At 48.6% G+C, this 17,583-nt stretch carries 21 protein-coding genes; 13 read left to right on the top strand and 8 right to left on the bottom strand.

The window, feature by feature from the left end:
- Positions 1-190: 190 nt before the first annotated feature.
- Positions 191-985 carry an aspartyl/asparaginyl beta-hydroxylase domain-containing protein gene (locus tag IQ235_RS03010; protein ID WP_264320018.1) on the top strand — a complete coding sequence of 265 codons (795 nt, stop codon included), beginning with the start codon at positions 191-193 and terminating at the stop codon, positions 983-985.
- 179 nt (positions 986-1,164) lie between these two features.
- Here IQ235_RS03010 and IQ235_RS03015 read toward each other — a convergent pair whose 3' ends face one another.
- Positions 1,165-1,254 (bottom strand): ankyrin repeat domain-containing protein, encoded by a 90-nt coding sequence (locus IQ235_RS03015; RefSeq protein WP_264320019.1) that lies wholly within the window; start codon positions 1,252-1,254, stop codon positions 1,165-1,167.
- Positions 1,255-1,387: 133 nt separating this feature from the next.
- On the opposite strand from IQ235_RS03015, the gene IQ235_RS03020 reads away from it, so the two are divergent.
- The 7 genes from IQ235_RS03020 to IQ235_RS03050 all read left to right on the top strand — a co-directional run bounded on the left by IQ235_RS03020 (position 1,388) and on the right by IQ235_RS03050 (position 7,800).
- Positions 1,388-2,017 carry a type I restriction endonuclease gene (locus IQ235_RS03020; protein ID WP_264320020.1) on the top strand — a complete coding sequence of 210 codons (630 nt, stop codon included), beginning with the start codon at positions 1,388-1,390 and terminating at the stop codon, positions 2,015-2,017.
- Positions 2,018-2,044: 27 nt separating this feature from the next.
- Positions 2,045-2,950 (top strand): alpha/beta fold hydrolase, encoded by a 906-nt coding sequence (locus IQ235_RS03025; RefSeq protein WP_264320021.1) that lies wholly within the window; start codon positions 2,045-2,047, stop codon positions 2,948-2,950.
- 148 nt (positions 2,951-3,098) lie between these two features.
- A complete protein-coding gene (locus IQ235_RS03030) occupies positions 3,099-3,233 on the top strand; it encodes a hypothetical protein (protein ID WP_264320022.1) in 135 nt (44 codons plus the stop codon).
- Positions 3,234-3,498: 265 nt separating this feature from the next.
- Positions 3,499-4,713 carry a cupin domain-containing protein gene (locus tag IQ235_RS03035; RefSeq protein WP_264320023.1) on the top strand — a complete coding sequence of 405 codons (1,215 nt, stop codon included), beginning with the start codon at positions 3,499-3,501 and terminating at the stop codon, positions 4,711-4,713.
- Positions 4,714-5,188: 475 nt separating this feature from the next.
- The gene (locus IQ235_RS03040; RefSeq protein ID WP_264320024.1) at positions 5,189-6,178 is read left to right on the top strand and encodes a ferredoxin family protein; all 990 of its coding nucleotides are present in this window, start codon (positions 5,189-5,191) and stop codon (positions 6,176-6,178) included.
- Between the two features lie 165 nt (positions 6,179-6,343).
- A complete protein-coding gene (locus tag IQ235_RS03045) occupies positions 6,344-6,580 on the top strand; it encodes a DUF8630 family protein (protein WP_264320025.1) in 237 nt (78 codons plus the stop codon).
- A gap of 305 nt (positions 6,581-6,885) precedes the next feature.
- Complete coding sequence (locus IQ235_RS03050) at positions 6,886-7,800, top strand: HEAT repeat domain-containing protein (protein WP_264320026.1); 915 nt, start codon at positions 6,886-6,888, stop codon at positions 7,798-7,800.
- Positions 7,801-7,842: 42 nt separating this feature from the next.
- On the opposite strand, the gene IQ235_RS03055 is transcribed toward IQ235_RS03050, so the two are convergent.
- From IQ235_RS03055 to IQ235_RS03070, 4 genes are all read right to left on the bottom strand, one after another.
- Positions 7,843-8,322 carry a GNAT family N-acetyltransferase gene (locus tag IQ235_RS03055; RefSeq protein ID WP_264320027.1) on the bottom strand — a complete coding sequence of 160 codons (480 nt, stop codon included), beginning with the start codon at positions 8,320-8,322 and terminating at the stop codon, positions 7,843-7,845.
- Positions 8,323-8,630: 308 nt separating this feature from the next.
- On the bottom strand, positions 8,631-9,221 hold the full coding sequence (locus tag IQ235_RS03060) for a MiaE family protein (protein WP_264320028.1): 591 nt from the start codon (positions 9,219-9,221) through the stop codon (positions 8,631-8,633).
- A 301-nt stretch (positions 9,222-9,522) separates the two neighbouring features.
- Positions 9,523-10,191: a hypothetical protein gene (locus tag IQ235_RS03065; protein WP_264320029.1), complete on the bottom strand. Its 669-nt coding sequence runs from the start codon at positions 10,189-10,191 to the stop codon at positions 9,523-9,525.
- A 36-nt stretch (positions 10,192-10,227) separates the two neighbouring features.
- Positions 10,228-10,668: a hypothetical protein gene (locus IQ235_RS03070; protein ID WP_264320030.1), complete on the bottom strand. Its 441-nt coding sequence runs from the start codon at positions 10,666-10,668 to the stop codon at positions 10,228-10,230.
- A gap of 226 nt (positions 10,669-10,894) precedes the next feature.
- Here IQ235_RS03070 and IQ235_RS03075 point away from each other — a divergent pair, with 226 nt between their 5' ends.
- On the top strand, positions 10,895-11,860 hold the full coding sequence (locus IQ235_RS03075) for a glutathione S-transferase family protein (protein WP_264320031.1): 966 nt from the start codon (positions 10,895-10,897) through the stop codon (positions 11,858-11,860).
- Between the two features lie 71 nt (positions 11,861-11,931).
- Here IQ235_RS03075 and IQ235_RS03080 read toward each other — a convergent pair whose 3' ends face one another.
- Positions 11,932-12,408 (bottom strand): phosphate-starvation-inducible PsiE family protein, encoded by a 477-nt coding sequence (locus IQ235_RS03080; RefSeq protein WP_264320032.1) that lies wholly within the window; start codon positions 12,406-12,408, stop codon positions 11,932-11,934.
- 71 nt (positions 12,409-12,479) lie between these two features.
- Complete coding sequence (locus IQ235_RS03085; RefSeq protein WP_264320033.1) at positions 12,480-14,267, bottom strand: fatty acyl-AMP ligase; 1,788 nt, start codon at positions 14,265-14,267, stop codon at positions 12,480-12,482.
- Positions 14,268-15,022: 755 nt separating this feature from the next.
- On the opposite strand from IQ235_RS03085, the gene IQ235_RS03090 reads away from it, so the two are divergent.
- The 4 genes from IQ235_RS03090 (at position 15,023) to IQ235_RS03105 (ending at position 17,356) form a co-directional block, all read left to right on the top strand.
- Positions 15,023-15,652, top strand: coding sequence for a DUF6391 domain-containing protein (locus IQ235_RS03090; RefSeq protein WP_264320034.1), 630 nt, complete (start codon positions 15,023-15,025; stop codon positions 15,650-15,652).
- Positions 15,653-15,787: 135 nt separating this feature from the next.
- Positions 15,788-16,000, top strand: a complete 213-nt coding sequence (locus IQ235_RS03095) for a photosystem I reaction center subunit IV (RefSeq protein ID WP_264320035.1) — start codon at positions 15,788-15,790, stop codon at positions 15,998-16,000.
- A gap of 83 nt (positions 16,001-16,083) precedes the next feature.
- A complete protein-coding gene (locus IQ235_RS03100) occupies positions 16,084-17,004 on the top strand; it encodes a DNA-formamidopyrimidine glycosylase (protein ID WP_264320037.1) in 921 nt (306 codons plus the stop codon).
- A gap of 121 nt (positions 17,005-17,125) precedes the next feature.
- Positions 17,126-17,356, top strand: a complete 231-nt coding sequence (locus IQ235_RS03105; protein ID WP_264320036.1) for an NAD(P)H-quinone oxidoreductase subunit O — start codon at positions 17,126-17,128, stop codon at positions 17,354-17,356.
- A 113-nt stretch (positions 17,357-17,469) separates the two neighbouring features.
- On the opposite strand, the gene IQ235_RS18890 is transcribed toward IQ235_RS03105, so the two are convergent.
- Entirely contained in the window at positions 17,470-17,574 is a 105-nt protein-coding gene (locus tag IQ235_RS18890) for an SDR family oxidoreductase (protein WP_264320038.1), read from the bottom strand.
- Between the last annotated feature and the right edge of the window lie 9 nt (positions 17,575-17,583).

Below are 17,583 nucleotides of genomic sequence, written 5' to 3' on the forward strand. Positions count from 1 at the left end.
CCCGTACCTACCCCGTTCCCGTGCTACCCCGTTCGCGTATCTACCCCGTTCGCGTACCTACCCCGTTCTCGTACCTCCCCAATCGGATGGTTGCGATGCGACCCATTTTAAATTGGTATACTCTAAGTCTTGAAAAGTTTTAGGGACTCGGCAGATTGCCAATTCCCCCACCCAAGGAGGTTATTTCGCGGTGCTATCTAAGCAAATCGATCGAGTTTATTCCAACTTCAAAACCCAACAACGGGAATGGGTGATGGATCGGGGAGAAAAACTTCTGCGATGGTTCGAGACGTTAATTGCTCGTCATTCTTTAATGGGAGATGCCACATTTTTCGATCCGCAACAGTTTAGCTGGATTGCCGATATCGAAGCCAATTGGCAGACCATTCGCGGCGAACTCGACAACGTTTTGCAACACACCGATGAGTTGCCCAATTTTCAGGATATTTCCACCGATCAATACAATCTGACAAAAGACGATCGATGGAAAACCTACTTCTTTTGTGCCTACGGGGTAAAAGCTAGGCCAAACTGCGATCGATGCCCGGAAACCACCCGCCTCATCGAACAAATTCCGGGGATGAAAACGGCATTTTTCTCCATCCTCTTACCCCACAAACATATCCCCGAACATCGAGGGCCATACAAAGGTGTACTTCGCTATCATTTAGGATTAAGAATTCCCGAACCTAAAGAAAAATGTCGCATTCGCGTCGATAAAGATATTCGCCATTGGGAAGAAGGAAAAAGCCTCGTCTTTGACGATTCTTTTTATCACGAAGCGTGGAACGAAACCGATAGCGTGCGCGTAATTCTTTTTCTCGATTTCGTGCGTCCTTTATCCTTTCCTCTTTCAGTCGTAAACCAGATATTTCTCAAGTTAATTGCCTGGTCGCCGTTCGTTCAGGATGCAAAAAAGAACCAGCAGCAATGGGATAAGCGATTGGAAACATTGATGAATCGAAAATCGGAAAAAACATCATAGCTTTTCTGAATTTGCATTTTAAATATTATCGTGTTTATTGCGAATGTCGGGGTAGGGGTTAACGGCCGTTGCCCCCTACAAATCTGGCATCTGGACGCTCAACAAAAATTGTAACTTTATTCTAAAAGCCGTTCTATTTCTTGATGTCTGCAGTAGCGTGCTAAATAAGCAGCAGTTGTCTAGCCATCAAGCTGAGTCACACCTACTTTAGCTCCATTTTCGAGTAAGAGTTGAACGATCTCGATCGAACTCGAGCAAGTTGCAACCATCAGTGAATTGACTCTTTCTTCTTCACATTCATCAACTGAAGACTGGATAATATTTTTCTATAATTTTTCTTCCGATCGAAAAAATAAGATATTCTAAAAACAGCGTCGTGCTTCATCTTCTCCCAAATACTCGATGATGACATTTGCAGTCACTGAAACGGTTAAATCCATCCATCAAGCCGAGTCCTTATTGGGTTTGACTCGAATACCAGATGAATCGTTTTTCTCGGAGTGGCGCGAGACTCTGTCTTCCCTCACACCCACAGAAGAAGCAACGCTCGATCGAGTCAAGGCAAGTTATCTCTATAACAGTGCCGATGGACCCCTTAGCGAAAGTACGATTAACCTACTCCTGGTTTCTCCCTTACTTTACCTCAGCGGCTTTTGCGATCCGCCCTTTAAGGTTCGCAGCGAGATGTCAGTTGAGATTTCTGCTAGAGATGGAAAAATCGATTTAAAAGGTCGCATTGATGCGCTGGTACTACACGATCGCATCTGGCTGATTCTGGTAGAGTCGAAACAGGCGAAGTTTTCCTTCTCTATGGCGATTCCTCAAGCCCTTGCCTACATGATGGGCAGTCCTAATGGGGAACATCCGATTTTCGGTCTGGTAACCAACGGCGATGGATTTCTGTTTATTAAACTGGTGAAAAAACCTCGTCCTCTCTATGCTCTTTCCGATGATTTTTCACTTTTCCGACAATCTCGAAACGAGCTGTACGAAGTCTTGAAAATTCTTAAAAAGCTCGGTACGCTGGCATAGATTGACGATCGCAATTCGCTGCAAACCATGGTATTGAATCAATTCCCCTCTCGTCTCGGTTCCCAGCGCGATTGGGCGTGGCGGGGCTGGCAAATTCGATATACTTTTATTCGATCGCGAAACCCCAAAAATAACGCACCGCCGATCCTGTTACTACACGGATTCGGGGCTTCCCTGGGACAATGGCGATCGAACCTGCAAGCTTTGAGCGAAAACCACACCGTCTACGCCCTAGATTTCCTCGGTTTCGGCGCATCCCAAAAAGCTCCAGAACGTTACAATGTCTGCCTTTGGTCGAATTTAGTCAAAGATTTTTGGGCGAACTTCATCCAGCAGCCAGCGGCGATCGTCGGTCATTCTCTGGGGGCATTAGTAGCACTCACCGCCGTGAGCGATCGCCCCCAAATGGCATCCCACTTGGCACTGCTAACTCTTCCCGATGCCCAACCCAACCAAGCCCCAGCTTTTGCCCGTTCCCTAGAACGACTTTTTGCCTCCCCGATTCTCCTCGCCCCTTTCTTCCGCTTCGTGCGTCGTCCCCAACTGCTGCGATCGGTTCTGCGCAAAATCTACCTGCGCCCGGAATTGGTAGACGACGAACTGGTGAACCTTTTTTCCACTCCCCCACGAGATCGCGGTGCCCTGGATGTGTTCTGCCGCCTCGCGAGATCGCGCAGCGAACCGGAAGATTACAGCGCCAAAAGTATGAAAGAAATGCTACCGGCGTTAACGCTGCCCGTCCTCCTAATTTGGGGAACCGAAGATCGCATCGTCCCCCTGGCGGGCTTCTGCAAACTCCTCGGGATTCGGGATTTGACGGGGTTGCCGGACAACTGCAAGTTCGTAGCGGTGGAAAATGCCGGACATTGTGCCTACGATGAATGTCCCGAAAAAGTGAATCGAGCGCTGATAGATTGGATTTTGGCGAATTGAACGGATCGTATTCCTTAGAAAAATTGTTGGATCGGCGAGCAGATAAAACCGAAAACTAGAAAAAAATATTACAGATTTTATTGACAGGTGTTTTCAATATGCTAAGGTAAGTAGTCAGTAAATTTACTCAACTTATTCGGAGTGCATCATGTCTACTCAAACACAGCGTTCTTCTCAAATCGAAATTGAAGTCAAAGACCTCGCACCTGCCACCACTTCCACCTCGGCTACCCTACAGAGCCAAGAATCCGGGGCTTTTGATGGCGATGACGGCTCTGACTAAACACTTGTAAAAACTCAAGACATCCATGACTGAGTGTCTGTGAAGAGCGACTTTTAGAAGTCGTTCGGTATTTAGCTTTAGAGGAAATCTCCCGAACGCTTTTGAGAAATTGTTTTCTCACTGCCTCGATCGAGTTTCCTGTCTCTAGATACCGATCTCTTACTGTATTTATAAACAATCGCCCATGAGGGGCAACCCCAAATACGGGAAATTGCCCCTCTTAGTTTTGCTGTAGATTGACTGAGAATTGGGAAAGGAGTGGGTGATGTCGGCGCTAACTCAGTTATTAAAACCTTATAGTCCAAAAGCATTTTTAAAAAACATTTGGACGCAAAACAGTATTTATATTTCGACTTCCGATCGCCATCGTTTCGATGGCTTATTTTCTTGGTCTAAACTTAATTATTTGCTTGATTTTCACGAACTCGACTTATCCATGCGGTTAGCAGTGGAAGGAAAAGTTTTAGAGCGTAGTGAATGCGATCGGTTTTTAGAACGATGTCAAGAGGGAGCGACCCTGATTATCGATCGCGTCGATCGAAAAGTTCCAGAACTCGCCGAATTTATCTCGCAACTGAAACGAGAAATCGGTCATCCTTTACAAGTGAATACCTATTGTTCGTGGCCGGGGAAACAGGGATTTAACTGTCATTACGATACCCACGATGTTTTCATTTTGCAAATTGATGGGGCGAAAGAGTGGAACGTATTTAATGACACCTTAAAATATCCGTTAAAACATCAAAAATCGGCAAAACTTTCCCCGCCAGAAGAACCGCCGGAGTTGAACGTTATTTTAGAGCCAGGGGATGTTTTGTATATTCCCCGAGGTCACTGGCATTACGCCCTTGCGCTCGATAAACCTTCGCTACACTTGACGTTAGGGGTTCACGGTCAGACGGGTATTTCGCTTTTAGAATGGTTGGTAGATGAGTTGAAAGAGGATGAGGCTTGGCGGCAAAGTTTGCCGCTACTAACCGCTGAGTTTCCCATTTCTGTAGAAGAGCGATCGAACGAGTTAATCCAGCAACTGCTCGAACAGTTAAGTCAACGAAATATCGGTGCGGAGTATCAACAATATTTATCGGTTGCCAAAGAACCGAAAATTAAATATAGCTTGCCGTTTCAAGCAGGATGTAATATTTTCGATCGCGGTATGAAAACTGAATTTAAGCGATTGCTCGATCGACAAGTTCAGATCGAAGTGTTGGGCGATCGGGAATATAAAATTACGGTGGGATCGAAAGAAGTCAATCTCAAAGGCGTACCCAAAACCTTCGTTCAAAATGTTTTTAATCGAGCGCATTTTACCGGATTTGAGGTGATGGATTGGTTGCCCGGTTTTGATTGGGAACTCGATGCCATCCCCGTTCTGACTCGTTTGGTGAAAGAAGGGATTATCTTTGTCGATGTCAATGAGTTGCAAACGAGTCGCAAAACTCAATCAGGTCTAAGTCCGGATTGTCAGCCGAATACTTAGAGCGTTGACAAAGCCAGCCAAACCCTGACATCGCTCTTTCTCGAAGGCGGGTGCGAGGGATTTGATTTTCTTATCGATCGCTTATCGACAGCAAATGGCAAATCGTTCTGGGCGAACAGCGATCGCCGAACTGTTGCGGGTAAACTCAAGAGCAGTATTTCTACGGTGTTCTAGATTCAATGGGGCACGTGAAACCGAACTGGATATATAGATATATACCAGTGTACGTCTTCTCTGCCGACCCAGTAAATATACGTAATTACTTCTCGATTTTCGTGTATGCTGTTTCAGTGTAATTACGGCTTGCGGCACGATCGCTCGAAATCTAACCTCTATCCAAGCTCTAATTGATATTGAAACTTAATTGCATTAAATAAAAAATTAAGCTAACCTTAAAGCATAGCAAAACCTTTGAAATGACTGCGCGCGATCGCCTGTTTTCATTGTAATCGAGCGATTTCGGCCACCTTGACATATGAACCCATTTTTTTGTGCCCATCTATCTCGCGAATCCGGTGAAGATGTCATCGGTAGCGCTCCCTCTCACGATACTTATATCGCGATCGAGTGTCGCCAACCCTGGGCACCCAGTGCTTTCGATTCCAAGTTCCTCCCGCCGAATTTGAAAGCATTAGTCGAAGAGGTTCGCCGAACGAAGCGATCGGTTCGATTCCTACTGGTTTCGGCATCGACAACCGAAACCCAAGGCTATACGAGAGTGCTGACGTTTAGAAAGATGCCTCCTCCCTCTCAAGGCTATACTCGGCGGGAGTTTCGGGTGATGAATATTGCTGAAGTCGCCCCGATCGTCGAGCGGTATCTCGCCAACCCGAATTTCGTCACCGTTGCCAGTGCTCCCGTCGATGAAGAAATGCGAGACTTTCTCATTTGTACCCACGGCAGCCACGACAAATGCTGCGCGAGATACGGCAATCCATTTTACCGAGAAGCTTTAAAGCTCAAATCGGAGTTGGGGTGGAAGAAGGTACGATTTTGGCAAGCGAGTCATATTGGGGGACATCGGTTCGCGCCGACGATGATTAGTTTACCCGACGGTCGCTACTACGGCGGATTGGATGGAGGCTCCATGACGGCGATCTCCCAAAAAGCCGGGGACATCCACTACTTCGAGAAAGTATATCGAGGTTGGGGCATTTTGCCACGGAAAGTCCAAGTTTTGGAACGGCAACTGTTATTGCAACATGGCTGGGATTGGCTGAACTACCGGGTAGAATGCGAAATGGTGCGCGAAGATAGCGAGTTGACGATCGTTCGGCTGCACTGCCACAAGCCGGGAACGCCACCATGGATTTACGAAGCCGAGATTGTCGAAGACGAATGCAAAACCCTGGAAATGCGGGGGTCGTGCGGCAGCCAGAAAGAATCAAAATTTCCCAAGTATCGGGTACAAAAGCTGCAATTGCGATCGGCGGAGATCGCAATTGCTCTGGCGACATCGAGATAGAGTTGTCGCTGGGGGTAGCAATGGCTTACGAGTGTCTGTTTGTTAGTATCTGTTTTTTAGATTCTGGTAGTCGATCGAGCTTGCCCGTCGGGCATCGACGCGGAGTCAACGCGATTCATTCTATAATTGGCAGGTCGATCGCAAACACCATAAAAAGTAGTAGATATGGCTGAAACCTCTCCGGCGGCAACAAAACCAGCAACTGCTGGCGAATTAATCGAAGTCATTCAAGAATTTGAGGAATACCGGGAACGTCTGATTAACGAAACCACAACGGCAGCAAAGAAGGCTAAATTACCCAAAGCGATGGTGATGAAGCAGTTAGAACCGGAACTGGCTAAAATTGATGCGGCTCTCGAAAATCTCCGCACCCAGCAAGCTGCGATCGAGGAAGCGAACTAGATACGCTGTCAATTTAGATTTGACGAATAGAGCAAACGCTTAAAGATTTTTCTTTCCCCTTCTGGGGTCTCCTTTACCCTTCATATGGAAGACAAGCCACGAGTTATTCGTGTCATCTATATTAATGGGTCAATTGGACTCCGAATCTAAAGGGGGTGGCGTGAGGACACGAGCCTACAAGATGGCAGATTGCATGACACGAAGCAGTCAGCCCGATCGATGCAGTGCTGCCGACCGATCGCGATCGCCTAAAAAATCAAAAGAATCAGTTTATTGGTAACAATAATTCGCGGTGAGAATTTGCAATGAGTAGTACGCAGAGTTCTTTAAGCCAACTCACCCATGAAGAAGCGGATGGGTTACTCAAAAAGGTCAACGAACAAATTGCCATCGGAACCCTCGATACAGGCGATCGCGAACTTCTGCAACAGATGGTAGAGGGGATGGGCGATACTCGAGGAATGGTGAGATTGGGCTTTGCCGAAGCGCTTGGGGCGGTCGGTAAACCCGCCACGCCGCTATTAATTGAGGCCGTCGCCCACCATCCCAACGTTGTCGTTCGCCGCGCCAGTGCCAAGACGTTGACCCTAATTGCCGATCCCGAAGCAATTCCCACCCTGCTGCACGCCCTCCTCAACGATGACGATACGGTGGTCAAGGGTTCTGCGGTGGGGGCGCTGGCAAGTATCGGCGAACGGGCAATTCCGGTATTGCTAGATGTTTTGGCCGCCCCGGAGAATTCTGAAAGTATCAAAGGTCACGTGGCTTGGGCCCTGGCATTTATCGGCGCGCCGGGGAAAGAGCAATTGTACGCAGCCATCGAATCGGACTCGGCGGAAGTGCGGGCGGCGGTGGTGGGGGCGATCGCCAATTTTGCCGAAGAAACCCCCGAAGAACGGGCATTTGAAGTCCTCACCAATGCCCTGGCGGATGAGGCGGAAAACGTCCGCAGCGAAGCCGCCGCCGCCTTGGGGAAGTTTGCCCATAAACCGGCCGTTCCCCAGTTGACGGCGTTGTTACACCACGACGACGGGGAAACTCGCAAAGCCGCTGCGCTGGCCTTGATGAAAATCGGCGATCTCGCGTCGATCGAACCGTTGAAAGAAGCACGCGATCGCGAAACCGAAGAGGGAATTCGACGGGCGATCGCATTGGCGATTTCTCTGTTGGAAAAGCGGCAAGAGGAAGAGCGATCGCCCGTTGATGGCGACCCAACCTGAAGAGACCCTCTCAATCTCGGGACGTACAGAGGGTTTCTCCGTTTACAAATATTTAACGTAAACCCGATCGCATCGCAACGTTTCAACTCCGGTTTCTGGTTGATACCCCCGGCGCTCGTAGAGTTGAGTTGCTTCTTTGAGGACAGTAGCCGTTTCGATCCAAATAGTTTTGAAGCCCCGCGCAGCGATCGCCCCTTCAAGTCGTTTCAGTAAACATCCACCCAATCCTTGCCCTCGAGCTTCTGGTAATAGATACATCTTGCGAATTTCGACGGCTTTTTCTCCTCGCAAGACGGGATAGTAAGCGCTGGTTCCCACCAGTTTTCCCTGACGTTCGATCGTCCAAAATTCTCCCCCCGCCTCTAGGTAAAATTTCTCCACTTCCACCACATCGCGATCGGCTTCTTTTGGCTCCCAACCCAATCCGTATTCTGCCAAGATAGAAGCGATCGCATTTGCCGCCGCATAGCGATCGTCCGGTTTCCAATCTCGAATTAAAAAGTCGCGGTATTTGAGATTCATTCCACTTTAAAATGATGGGTTACAACCAATGATTAAAAGCCATTGCGATCGTTAATTTCGATCTAGCTAGAAATGATGCGCGACGACGGATTGTTAAAATCAATTTTAAGTCGAAATGGTAGCCATCTAATACATCCTCTAATACATCCTATAGCGGTTATCAATCTGTTGAAGTACAGAGTTTCTGGTTTTCGGGAATGGGGAATGGGCACTTCGACAGGCTCAGTAACCAGGAATGGGGAATGGGGAATAGGAAATAGAATTTGGGTGTACCTCACAAGACTGAGAATTGCTATATTACTCGTGACTTAGCTATGAATTCTCGGCTCTGGATGCAATGTTGCCAACAATTCGCTTTCCACTGCCGCCAACTCCTCCAACCGTTCCGTCACCGCATCGCGATCGAAATAGGTGGTTGCCAGTACCCAATACGCCCCGTAATGGCGGGCTTCCGATGCCATCAAACTACGGTAAAATGCAGCCAGTTCCCGGTCGTCTAGACGATCGGCAAGTAACCCCAATCGTTCGTGCGATCGCGCTTCGATTAAGCCCGAAACCAGTAGAGAATCGAGGAGACGTTCCGGTTCGTTGCGGCGCACTTTTGCTTTCAACCCCGCGCCGTAGGGAGGTGCGGGAAGGGGTGCGAGGGGAATGCCGCGACGTTCGAGGATTTGGTTGACCCGATCGAAATGTTCGAGTTCTTCGCGGGCGATCGCGGTAAGCTGGTAAACGAGTTCGGTATTTGAGGGATAGCGGCACATCAAGTTGAGCGCCACCCCAGCCGCTTTGCGCTCGCAGTGGGAGTGATCGAGCAAAATCGTATCGAGATGGGCGATCGCTTGTTCGATCCAAGCGTTAGATGTGGGAGTTTGCAGGTATTTAACAGTTGCAACAGTCATTGGTAATTAAGCATTAGAGATTACCCATTTTCTAAATTCTTTCATGGTTTTATTGAACCCGATCGTTTTACTTTTTAGCACGCGATCGCGATTGCTACTTGTGACTTATTTTTTGATGTATTTAAGGTATAGCGCTTCGTCATCAGTTTATTTACACAATTGATGAAACCGGTTTTTTCCATTTCCCATTCCCCATTCCCCATTCCTGGTTACTGAGCCTGTCGAAGTGCCCATTCCCCATTCCCAAACCCGCAAAATTTGTAACGAAAAGGGCGCGAACTGCGATAGATTGGCAATCGCCCTATTTCAATCGATCCGTTAGCAATCGCCGTAAAATTTCGCTGACTTCTGCTGCCATGCGGGCATCGAGTTCGACGGCTTCTCGATCGATATTGCCGAGGGCTTTTGCCGCCCTTAATGTCATTGCTAAAGATTTGACTTCGCTGCCATCGCCCAATCGAACGAAACAGGTGTAAGCAATTTCCGTACGTCGGCGAGAATCACTGTAGCCGTAACCGACTTTGGAGAGGATGACGGGGGTGGTGATATGCCGCTGCAAGCCCAATTGTTCGATCGCCACATCTGCATATCGGGCAATATCTTTGCCGAACGATCTCGCGAACAGTTCTAGGTTATCCGATCGCATCCCCGGCAGTCGGAGATCGTTCGGCAGGCAACTGTGCCATCCCGCCATTGCGATGAGTCGAGTTAGGGCATAAGTGGTTAAAAGGTTTTCTCCCGGTTGGGTGGCACGGGTTTTCTTTTCTCGAGAGGGTTTGGCGAGGATGCGATCGCCTTTGCTAATAATTGGAGATGCGATCTCGGGATCTTCTCCGTACAAACCACGGAAATTGATATCGCGATTTCCGGTAATATTTTGAATCCAAAGTTCGAGATCGGTGTAGTGTTGAAAGCATTTAAAGGTAGCAGCGAGGGCGTTAGAACTAGCAATTTTTTCGTCGTAAGTCATCACCCCATCCATGACATCACTTAACCCAAAGCAACGTTAGCCGTCGCCTAGTTTAGCCTCTCTCGCATCTTCTTCCAACGTGCAAAGCAAGTTCAAAATCGGGATGATTTTCGTCGTACTCCAAAGTTGCACTTTATTGCGGGCATTTCTCCCCAACCAACGAGTTTTAAAGGGACCTCCTGCCGTACCGCCAATGCAAATACAAACTTCTTGAATATCCGGATGGATAAAATTCAAACTCTCCTCGTCAATATCGGGCAATTCACCTAACTCTGGAAATGTGGGCGCACCGGCGATCGAAAGTGTTGTTTTTTGCTTTAAACGTTGGGGATATTCTTCAATATGAAAATAATAGGGAGAATTTTCGATGCCGCGATCGAGAACGGCCATTCGATAGGCATTAAATCCGGCTTCGGCTTGTCGCAAATCGGCATAAATTTGCGATCGTATTTTTGTCTTGACTGTTTTTGGACTCACAGGAACGCTACGATGATTTAAAAAAGGTATTCCTGAAATATTTTTTTTTAAATTTTGGTGAGATTGTTCGTGAAAAGTTGAGTCTTTTGAAGTGGGACAAAAACTCAAGAGTTCTCGAATCAAACCGGCAATCCAGTCAATGATAAATTCAATCATGTTCGATGGCAATCTCGGCAGCCAAACTTGATAGAATTATATCATTACTTGAAATCACGGAAAGTAAGTTATGGCTTTGGGACATCTAGTCGATGGTCAATGGGTGAGCGATCGCGAGCAAGAAGATGAAAAAGGCAGATTTGTCCGTCCTTCCACCACCTTTCGCAATCGAGTTACCGCTGATGGCAGCAGCGGGTTTCCAGCGGTCGCGGGGCGCTACCATCTCTACGTCAGTTATGCCTGTCCGTGGGCGCATCGTACCCTGATCGCGAGGGTACTCAAGGGCTTAGAAGATGCGATCTCCTTATCTGTCGTCGACCCTTATATGGGGGAAGATGGTTGGTTTTTCTCTGATGCACCGGGATGCATTCCCGATCGGGTCAACGGGGGGAAATATCTGTGGCAAATTTATACCAAAGCCGAACCGAACTATACGGGACGAGTAACCGTTCCAATCCTTTGGGATAAGCAAAAGCAGACGATCGTCAATAACGAATCTCGCGAGATTATTCGGATGCTCGATACTGAATTTGAAGCGATCGCCAAAAACGATATTAATCTCGTTCCCGATGATTTGCGCGATAAGATCGAAGAAACGATCGACGCGATTTACCAACCGATTAATAACGGCGTTTATCGAGCGGGGTTTGCCACAACTCAATCGGCATACGAGGAAGGTTTAACGGATTTGTTTCAAACCTTAGAGTATTGGGATAAAGTTCTAAAAAAACAGCGATATTTATGCGGCGATCGTATTACAGAAGCCGATATTTGTATGTTTACAACCCTGCTGCGTTTCGATGCCGTCTATTACGGTCATTTTAAATGCAATTTACGCCACATTTGGGACTTCTCCAATCTCTGGAACTATCTCAAAGATATTTACCAGCAACCTGGGGTCGAAGAAACTTGTCGCTTCGACCATATCAAGCAACATTATTACAAGAGCCACAACAAGATTAATCCAACAGGGATCGTTCCCAAAGGCCCAATTTTAGATTTAGATTCGCCCCACGATCGCCATGTCATATCGTAAAAATAGACCTTTCGTTCTCCTCAAATCTTAAAGGTTTGCGACAGTCGAGCGACCTCAATCTCAACTTGTTACTAATCCCGATCGACTTGCCTGTTATTCATCCGTACGATTAAATAACTCACCGACAGCGTAAAGACAGCAATCGAAAGAGCAATTAAATCGATCGCTTGCTTCTTTTCGAGGTCGAAAATAATAATTTTTCTAGCCACAGCAATCAGAGACGTGACAATAACAAGTTCGTATTGAACGACCTGTTGTTTTAAATAAACGGTAATATTTTCGAGAATTTCTAGCGCGATAAGAACGTTGAGAAATAAACCAAAAGCTTCAAATAGGGTTCCTTTAGAAAAACTAGAATGTTGAGTCAGGACTTTAGGAATAAGTATGGTCACCAGAAAAATACAGAGATCGGAAACTGCGAATAAAATCACCGCAATCATCAAAATTGACAAAAACTTGGCAATCAAAACTTCGATTTTCTCTAAAAATCTGAGAAAAGTTCCATCTTTTGTAAATAGTGTTTTGACAATGTTAGAGAAACGTGCCATTATCCCAGTTTCCAATCGTGAGAAAGAGTCGAATCCGTGCCAGAATCTCTCACAAAACTGGCTAGATCCCCTTAAACTTGAGTGCGATCGAGCATGGCGACAACATCGCTCGATTCAGCCGGATGGTGCCAGCGTGCGATTTCCGACAGAGTTCCCTCCAAAAACTGCGCCCGACAGCCGCGACGTTGAATTTTGCCACTGGTCGTTTTTGGAATACTGCCCGTCTTGAGTAGAACGATCGCGTAAACTTCCGCAAGATGGTGTTTGGCTATTCCCGAGCGAATCGCCTCAAAGACTTCCTCCGCATCCAGTTTGCGTAGAAAATGGCGATCGACTTCGTAAACGATAACCAGTTTTTCTTCACCCTCCACTTCAATGGAAAATGCAGCCCCCGCATTTGCCCGCAGAGCTGGGTGAGAGCGCTCCACCGTCAGTTCCAGATGCTGGGGATAGTGATTGCGGCCCCAGAGAATCATTAAATCCTTAATGCGACCGGTGATATACAGCTCGCCGTCACGCAGAAATCCCAAATCGCCGGTACGCAAAAATGGTCCTTCCCCCGTATCCGCTAGATGCGCCTGGAAGGTGCGGGCGGTTTCCTCGGGCTGTTTCCAGTATCCCACGCCCACGCCGGAACCCGATATCCAAATTTCCCCGACTCGATCGCCATCGCACCGCTTCAAAGAATCCGGATCGACGATTTCGATCCGATCGCCCAGCCAAGAACGCCCGCAGCTCACCACAGCCCGCACCCCATCCCCATCGGGGGCCGCAGGAACCACTTGGTTCTTCTCCAGGGCGCTGCCATCGACGTACTGCACCTCGGGCGGATCGGCTTTCGTGGCCCCAGTAATGAATAGCGTCGTTTCCGCCATTCCGTAGCAGGGGTAAAACGCTTCCCGACGGAAACCGCAAGGGGCAAAAGTTTCGGCAAATCGATCGAGGGTCTCCTTGCGGACGGGTTCCGCCCCGGAAAACGCCACCTCCCAACAGCTCAAATCCAAACGGGCAATTCGCTCGGGAGTGGCTTGGCGGCAGAGCAAATCGTAGGCAAAATTCGGGCCCCCACTGGTGGTTGCTCGATAGTGAGAAATGCCCTCAAGCCAGCAGAATGGCTTCTGAATCAGGGCCACCGGCGACATCAGAGCGATGGGAAACCCGGCGTAGAGCGGCTGCATCACCCCACCAATCAATCCCATGTCGTGATAGAGAGGCAACCACACCAGTCCCCGACTATCGGGGGTATGCTCGAAACACCGACCGATGACGGTACTGTTGTGAATCGCGTTGCCATGGGTGACCATCACCCCTTTGGGCGTTCCCGTCGAACCCGAAGTGTATTGCAAAAAAGCCAGGGTGTCCGGAGCCAGATCCAGTTCTTGCCAGTGGGCGGCGCGATCGAGGGAAATCGTATCGGAAGCCAGCCAAGGCAAATTCTGTAACTGAGGCGCTAATTCCGGATTTTCGTTCAATTGCTTTTGGATATTATCCTGTAGTGTTTGAGTGGTAAGAACCACCGTTGCCCCGGAAGAAATCGCTCGGGCTTGAAGCTTCGACAGGGATCGATCGTGACGGGGGGGGTTGTCGGTGACGGCGATCGCCCGAGCGTACAAACAGCCGAAGAACGCTGCCACGAATTCCAAACCGGCCGTGTAGGGATAGACCACCAAAACTCGAGAGTCCGTTGCACCCAACGACTGAAGACCTGCACAGATCGCCCGAGCTTGCCTATCCAATTCCCCATAGGTGAGTTGCCCCGATTCCGTCTCACCATCGGCAAGGAACGTATAGGCGAGTTGGTGAGGTTGATGTTGCGCGCGGTGGCGTAAAAGCTCGACGAGGGTTGAATATTCAGTCATTGGGTTGCAAACAAACCAATAGCAACGACGATATCATACCCCGACGGGCTCATCGAATGTCGAGAGAGGATTCCAAACTCGATTGCCCCAATTGCAATAAAAAAGCAGCTCGCTCGAGCTGCTCGTAAAACCAATGATTATTTCCATTCATAAATGAAGGAAATTTATATTTCTAGTATATCGCGCGATGCGGTTGAAAATCGAGAACCCGCGCCCGTGCGATGAGTGACTTTTCTTTCGACTTGTTTGTGCGCGCGCAGAAAACTTTTGGTGACGTTGCCAGAAGTGGCACAAAAAGCAACACGATTTTGAAGTCATACTTTAGAATTTGAAACGTCAGGTGGTGTGAGGGCTACTCTTCTGACGGAACTCAGCTCAGACTGAAGCGTCAAAGATAGATAAGGTTCTCAACTGTACGCTGCTGGGGCATCCCCCACAATATGGCTTGGTGTCCCGGCTTTATTCTCCAACCGACGCATTTTTGCGTTGACTCCACAGTTTTGGAGATCGCACTCTCAATTAGCAATACGAGATCGAGCTGGAGTGCGAACGAAACCCAAAAATCGAGATCGAGTCAGTCGATCGAAAATCCTCGATCGCGACTAACAGCTAGATGCTTACGTCCCAATTCCTAGTTCTCATCACGAGGGGAAGAAGCCGGGAAACATAAATTGTCTTAACTTTTACTGCGATGGCTATACAACAACCGATCGCCCGTCCTAAAGTCTTAGATACTTAAAAAAGCAATCTTGACGATGACTACCCAAACCTCACCGCACAACTGGGAACCCTTTGGTTTTGTTCCCCAGGCGACCCAAGATTCCGATATTTTAGCGGGACTTGGATTTATACCCGGACTGCGAGAACTCCTTGCCGTGCGCCAAGTACACGCCCTCGAACACGCCACCGTTTGGGTGCTGAGCGAGTCAGGCGGTCCGGATAGCCCTAGAGTGCGTTCGACCGCTGCCCCCGACAACGAATCCCTCGGTGGGATGTCTACCGATACGGGATTTTATCTCTACGGTCAAGTGAAAGCTGGAGAGTTACGACGTGCGGTGTTGACGGCATTAAGTCGCTTGCAAAATGGAGAATGGGACTTAGCCATACATCCGCGCTGCGGCACGAATGTTTCCGTCGCCATGCTACTGGGTGTAGGGTTAACGTTCGGTTTCAATCAACTTTTACCCAAATCCCCCCTGGAACAACTCATGGGATTGGGGTTAGCCGCCACGACCGCTAACCAGATTGCTCCGGATTTAGGTCTAGTGGTTCAGCGGTACGCCACCACCGCCATTCCCTTCAACCTCGAACTCGAAGAAATCCGTCCAACCCGAGATATGTGGGGGCGTTCGGCACATTTCGTTCGAGTGCGTTGGGTCAATTAGCAATAAAACTTAAAGTATTGAATCGGTGGAGAACTCACCCAAAGTAGTACGCTGAAAGATAATATTCGCGGTCTTTTTAGCCGTGAAGTGCCAAAAATTCAAGCATTCATCACACAATTTAAGGGAGAATAATTAATGGCTCTTAAACGTGGTTCTAAAGTTCGCATTTTGCGCAAAGAATCCTACTGGTATCGGGATGTTGGAACCGTTGCTTCCGTTGACAAGAGCGGTATCCGCTATCCAGTCATCGTCCGGTTTGACAAAGTCAACTATACCGGCTTCAGCGGTCAGGCTGGAGGTGTCAACACCAATAACTATGCGGAAAGCGAGTTGCAAGAAGTCGGTTAACGAAAGTGAACCTGGCAATCGATCGATCGAAACCAAGCATTCACTGCATTTTCGTCCGCGATCGTTGCCGAATTAAGTTTCTTGTGCCCGAACTTCCTGAAGTCGAAACCGTTTGCCAGGGACTCAACCGAATCACCCTGGCGCAAGTTATTCTGGGTGGGAAAGTGTTGCGAGACAGCACGATCGCCCACCCAGTTTCTGTTGAAAATTTTTTGAACGGCTGCATCGGACGATCGATCGAGAAATGGCATCGTCGGGGCAAATACCTGCTTGCGAGATTGGTAGATACACAATCTGCCGAAGAAGTCAAGACGACGGTCAAAAAAGACTTATCGCGATCGCCCACCCAAGATAGTCGGGGGGGTTGGTTGGGGGTGCACCTACGGATGACCGGTCAATTGCTGTGGTGCAACCGAAACGATCGCCTGCAAAAACATACCCGAGTTCGCTTGTTCTTTGCCAACGATCGAGAGTTGCGCTTTGTCGATGTGCGAACCTTTGGCAAAATGTGGTGGATACCCGACTCCGCCGAACCTGCAAGTATTATGACCCGGTTGGGAAAACTCGGGCCCGAACCGTTTTGGGATGAGTTTTCCCCAGACTATCTCGCCGCAACCCTCCACAAGCGGCGACGACCCATCAAAACCGCCCTTCTCGATCAAGCGATCGTGGCGGGAGTGGGGAATATCTACGCCGATGAAACCCTTTTTCTGAGCGGCGTTCCTCCGACGACGCAATGCCATCGACTCAGCGAGGAACAAATCGATCGCATTCGCACCCAGTTGATTCGGGTTTTGCGAGATTCGATCGCCGTTGGCGGGACGACCTTTAGCGACTTCCTTGACGTACAGGGTGTCAATGGCAATTACGCAGGAGTTGCCTGGGTATACGGTCGGACAGGGCAACCCTGTCGCGTTTGCCAAACCCCGATCGAGCGGATTAAACTCGGAGGGCGATCGACTCATTTTTGTCCGAGCTGCCAACCGGATTCAGAATTGAGTTGAACGGTAAAACGATAAAATAGTCACATCGCTCCAGCTCGATCGAAAAAGCGATCGAAAAGGGCAAACTTGGCATCTTACCCGCCAACATTTAATTCTCTCAACCCATAATCCCAGAGCGCTCATGCCCCCCAAAGCCAAAGGTCTAAAGAAAGGTTCCTTCGTGCGCGTCGTACGCGAAAAGTTAGATGGGAGCGTCGAGGCCACTGCCAGCGATACCCGCTTCCCTCCCTACATTTTTGAAACCAAGGGTGAAATCTTGGATACCGAAGGGGACTACGCTTTCATCAAGTTCGGCCTGGTTCCCACCCCCAATATCTGGCTGCGACTCGACCAACTTGAAGAATTCGAGTAAACCGAGCATCCACCCCCAATATCTAGCGGCGACTCGATCGACATCGCTAGAGGTATGTTTGATGATGAGCTGGATTTAGCTTATTGGGTCTTGGATGGCGTTGATGCGTGTGTTTAAGCAAGTTGCCCGCCGGTTACATCTAAATCCATACCGTTGATGAACGTTGCTTCGTCAGATGCAAGAAACATAACAGCTCGAGCCATCTCCTCTGTGGTCATAATGCGAGG

The sequence above is a fragment of the Zarconia navalis LEGE 11467 genome, from assembly GCF_015207075.1.
In the GTDB taxonomy this organism is placed as follows: domain Bacteria; phylum Cyanobacteriota; class Cyanobacteriia; order Cyanobacteriales; family Geitlerinemataceae; genus Zarconia; species Zarconia navalis.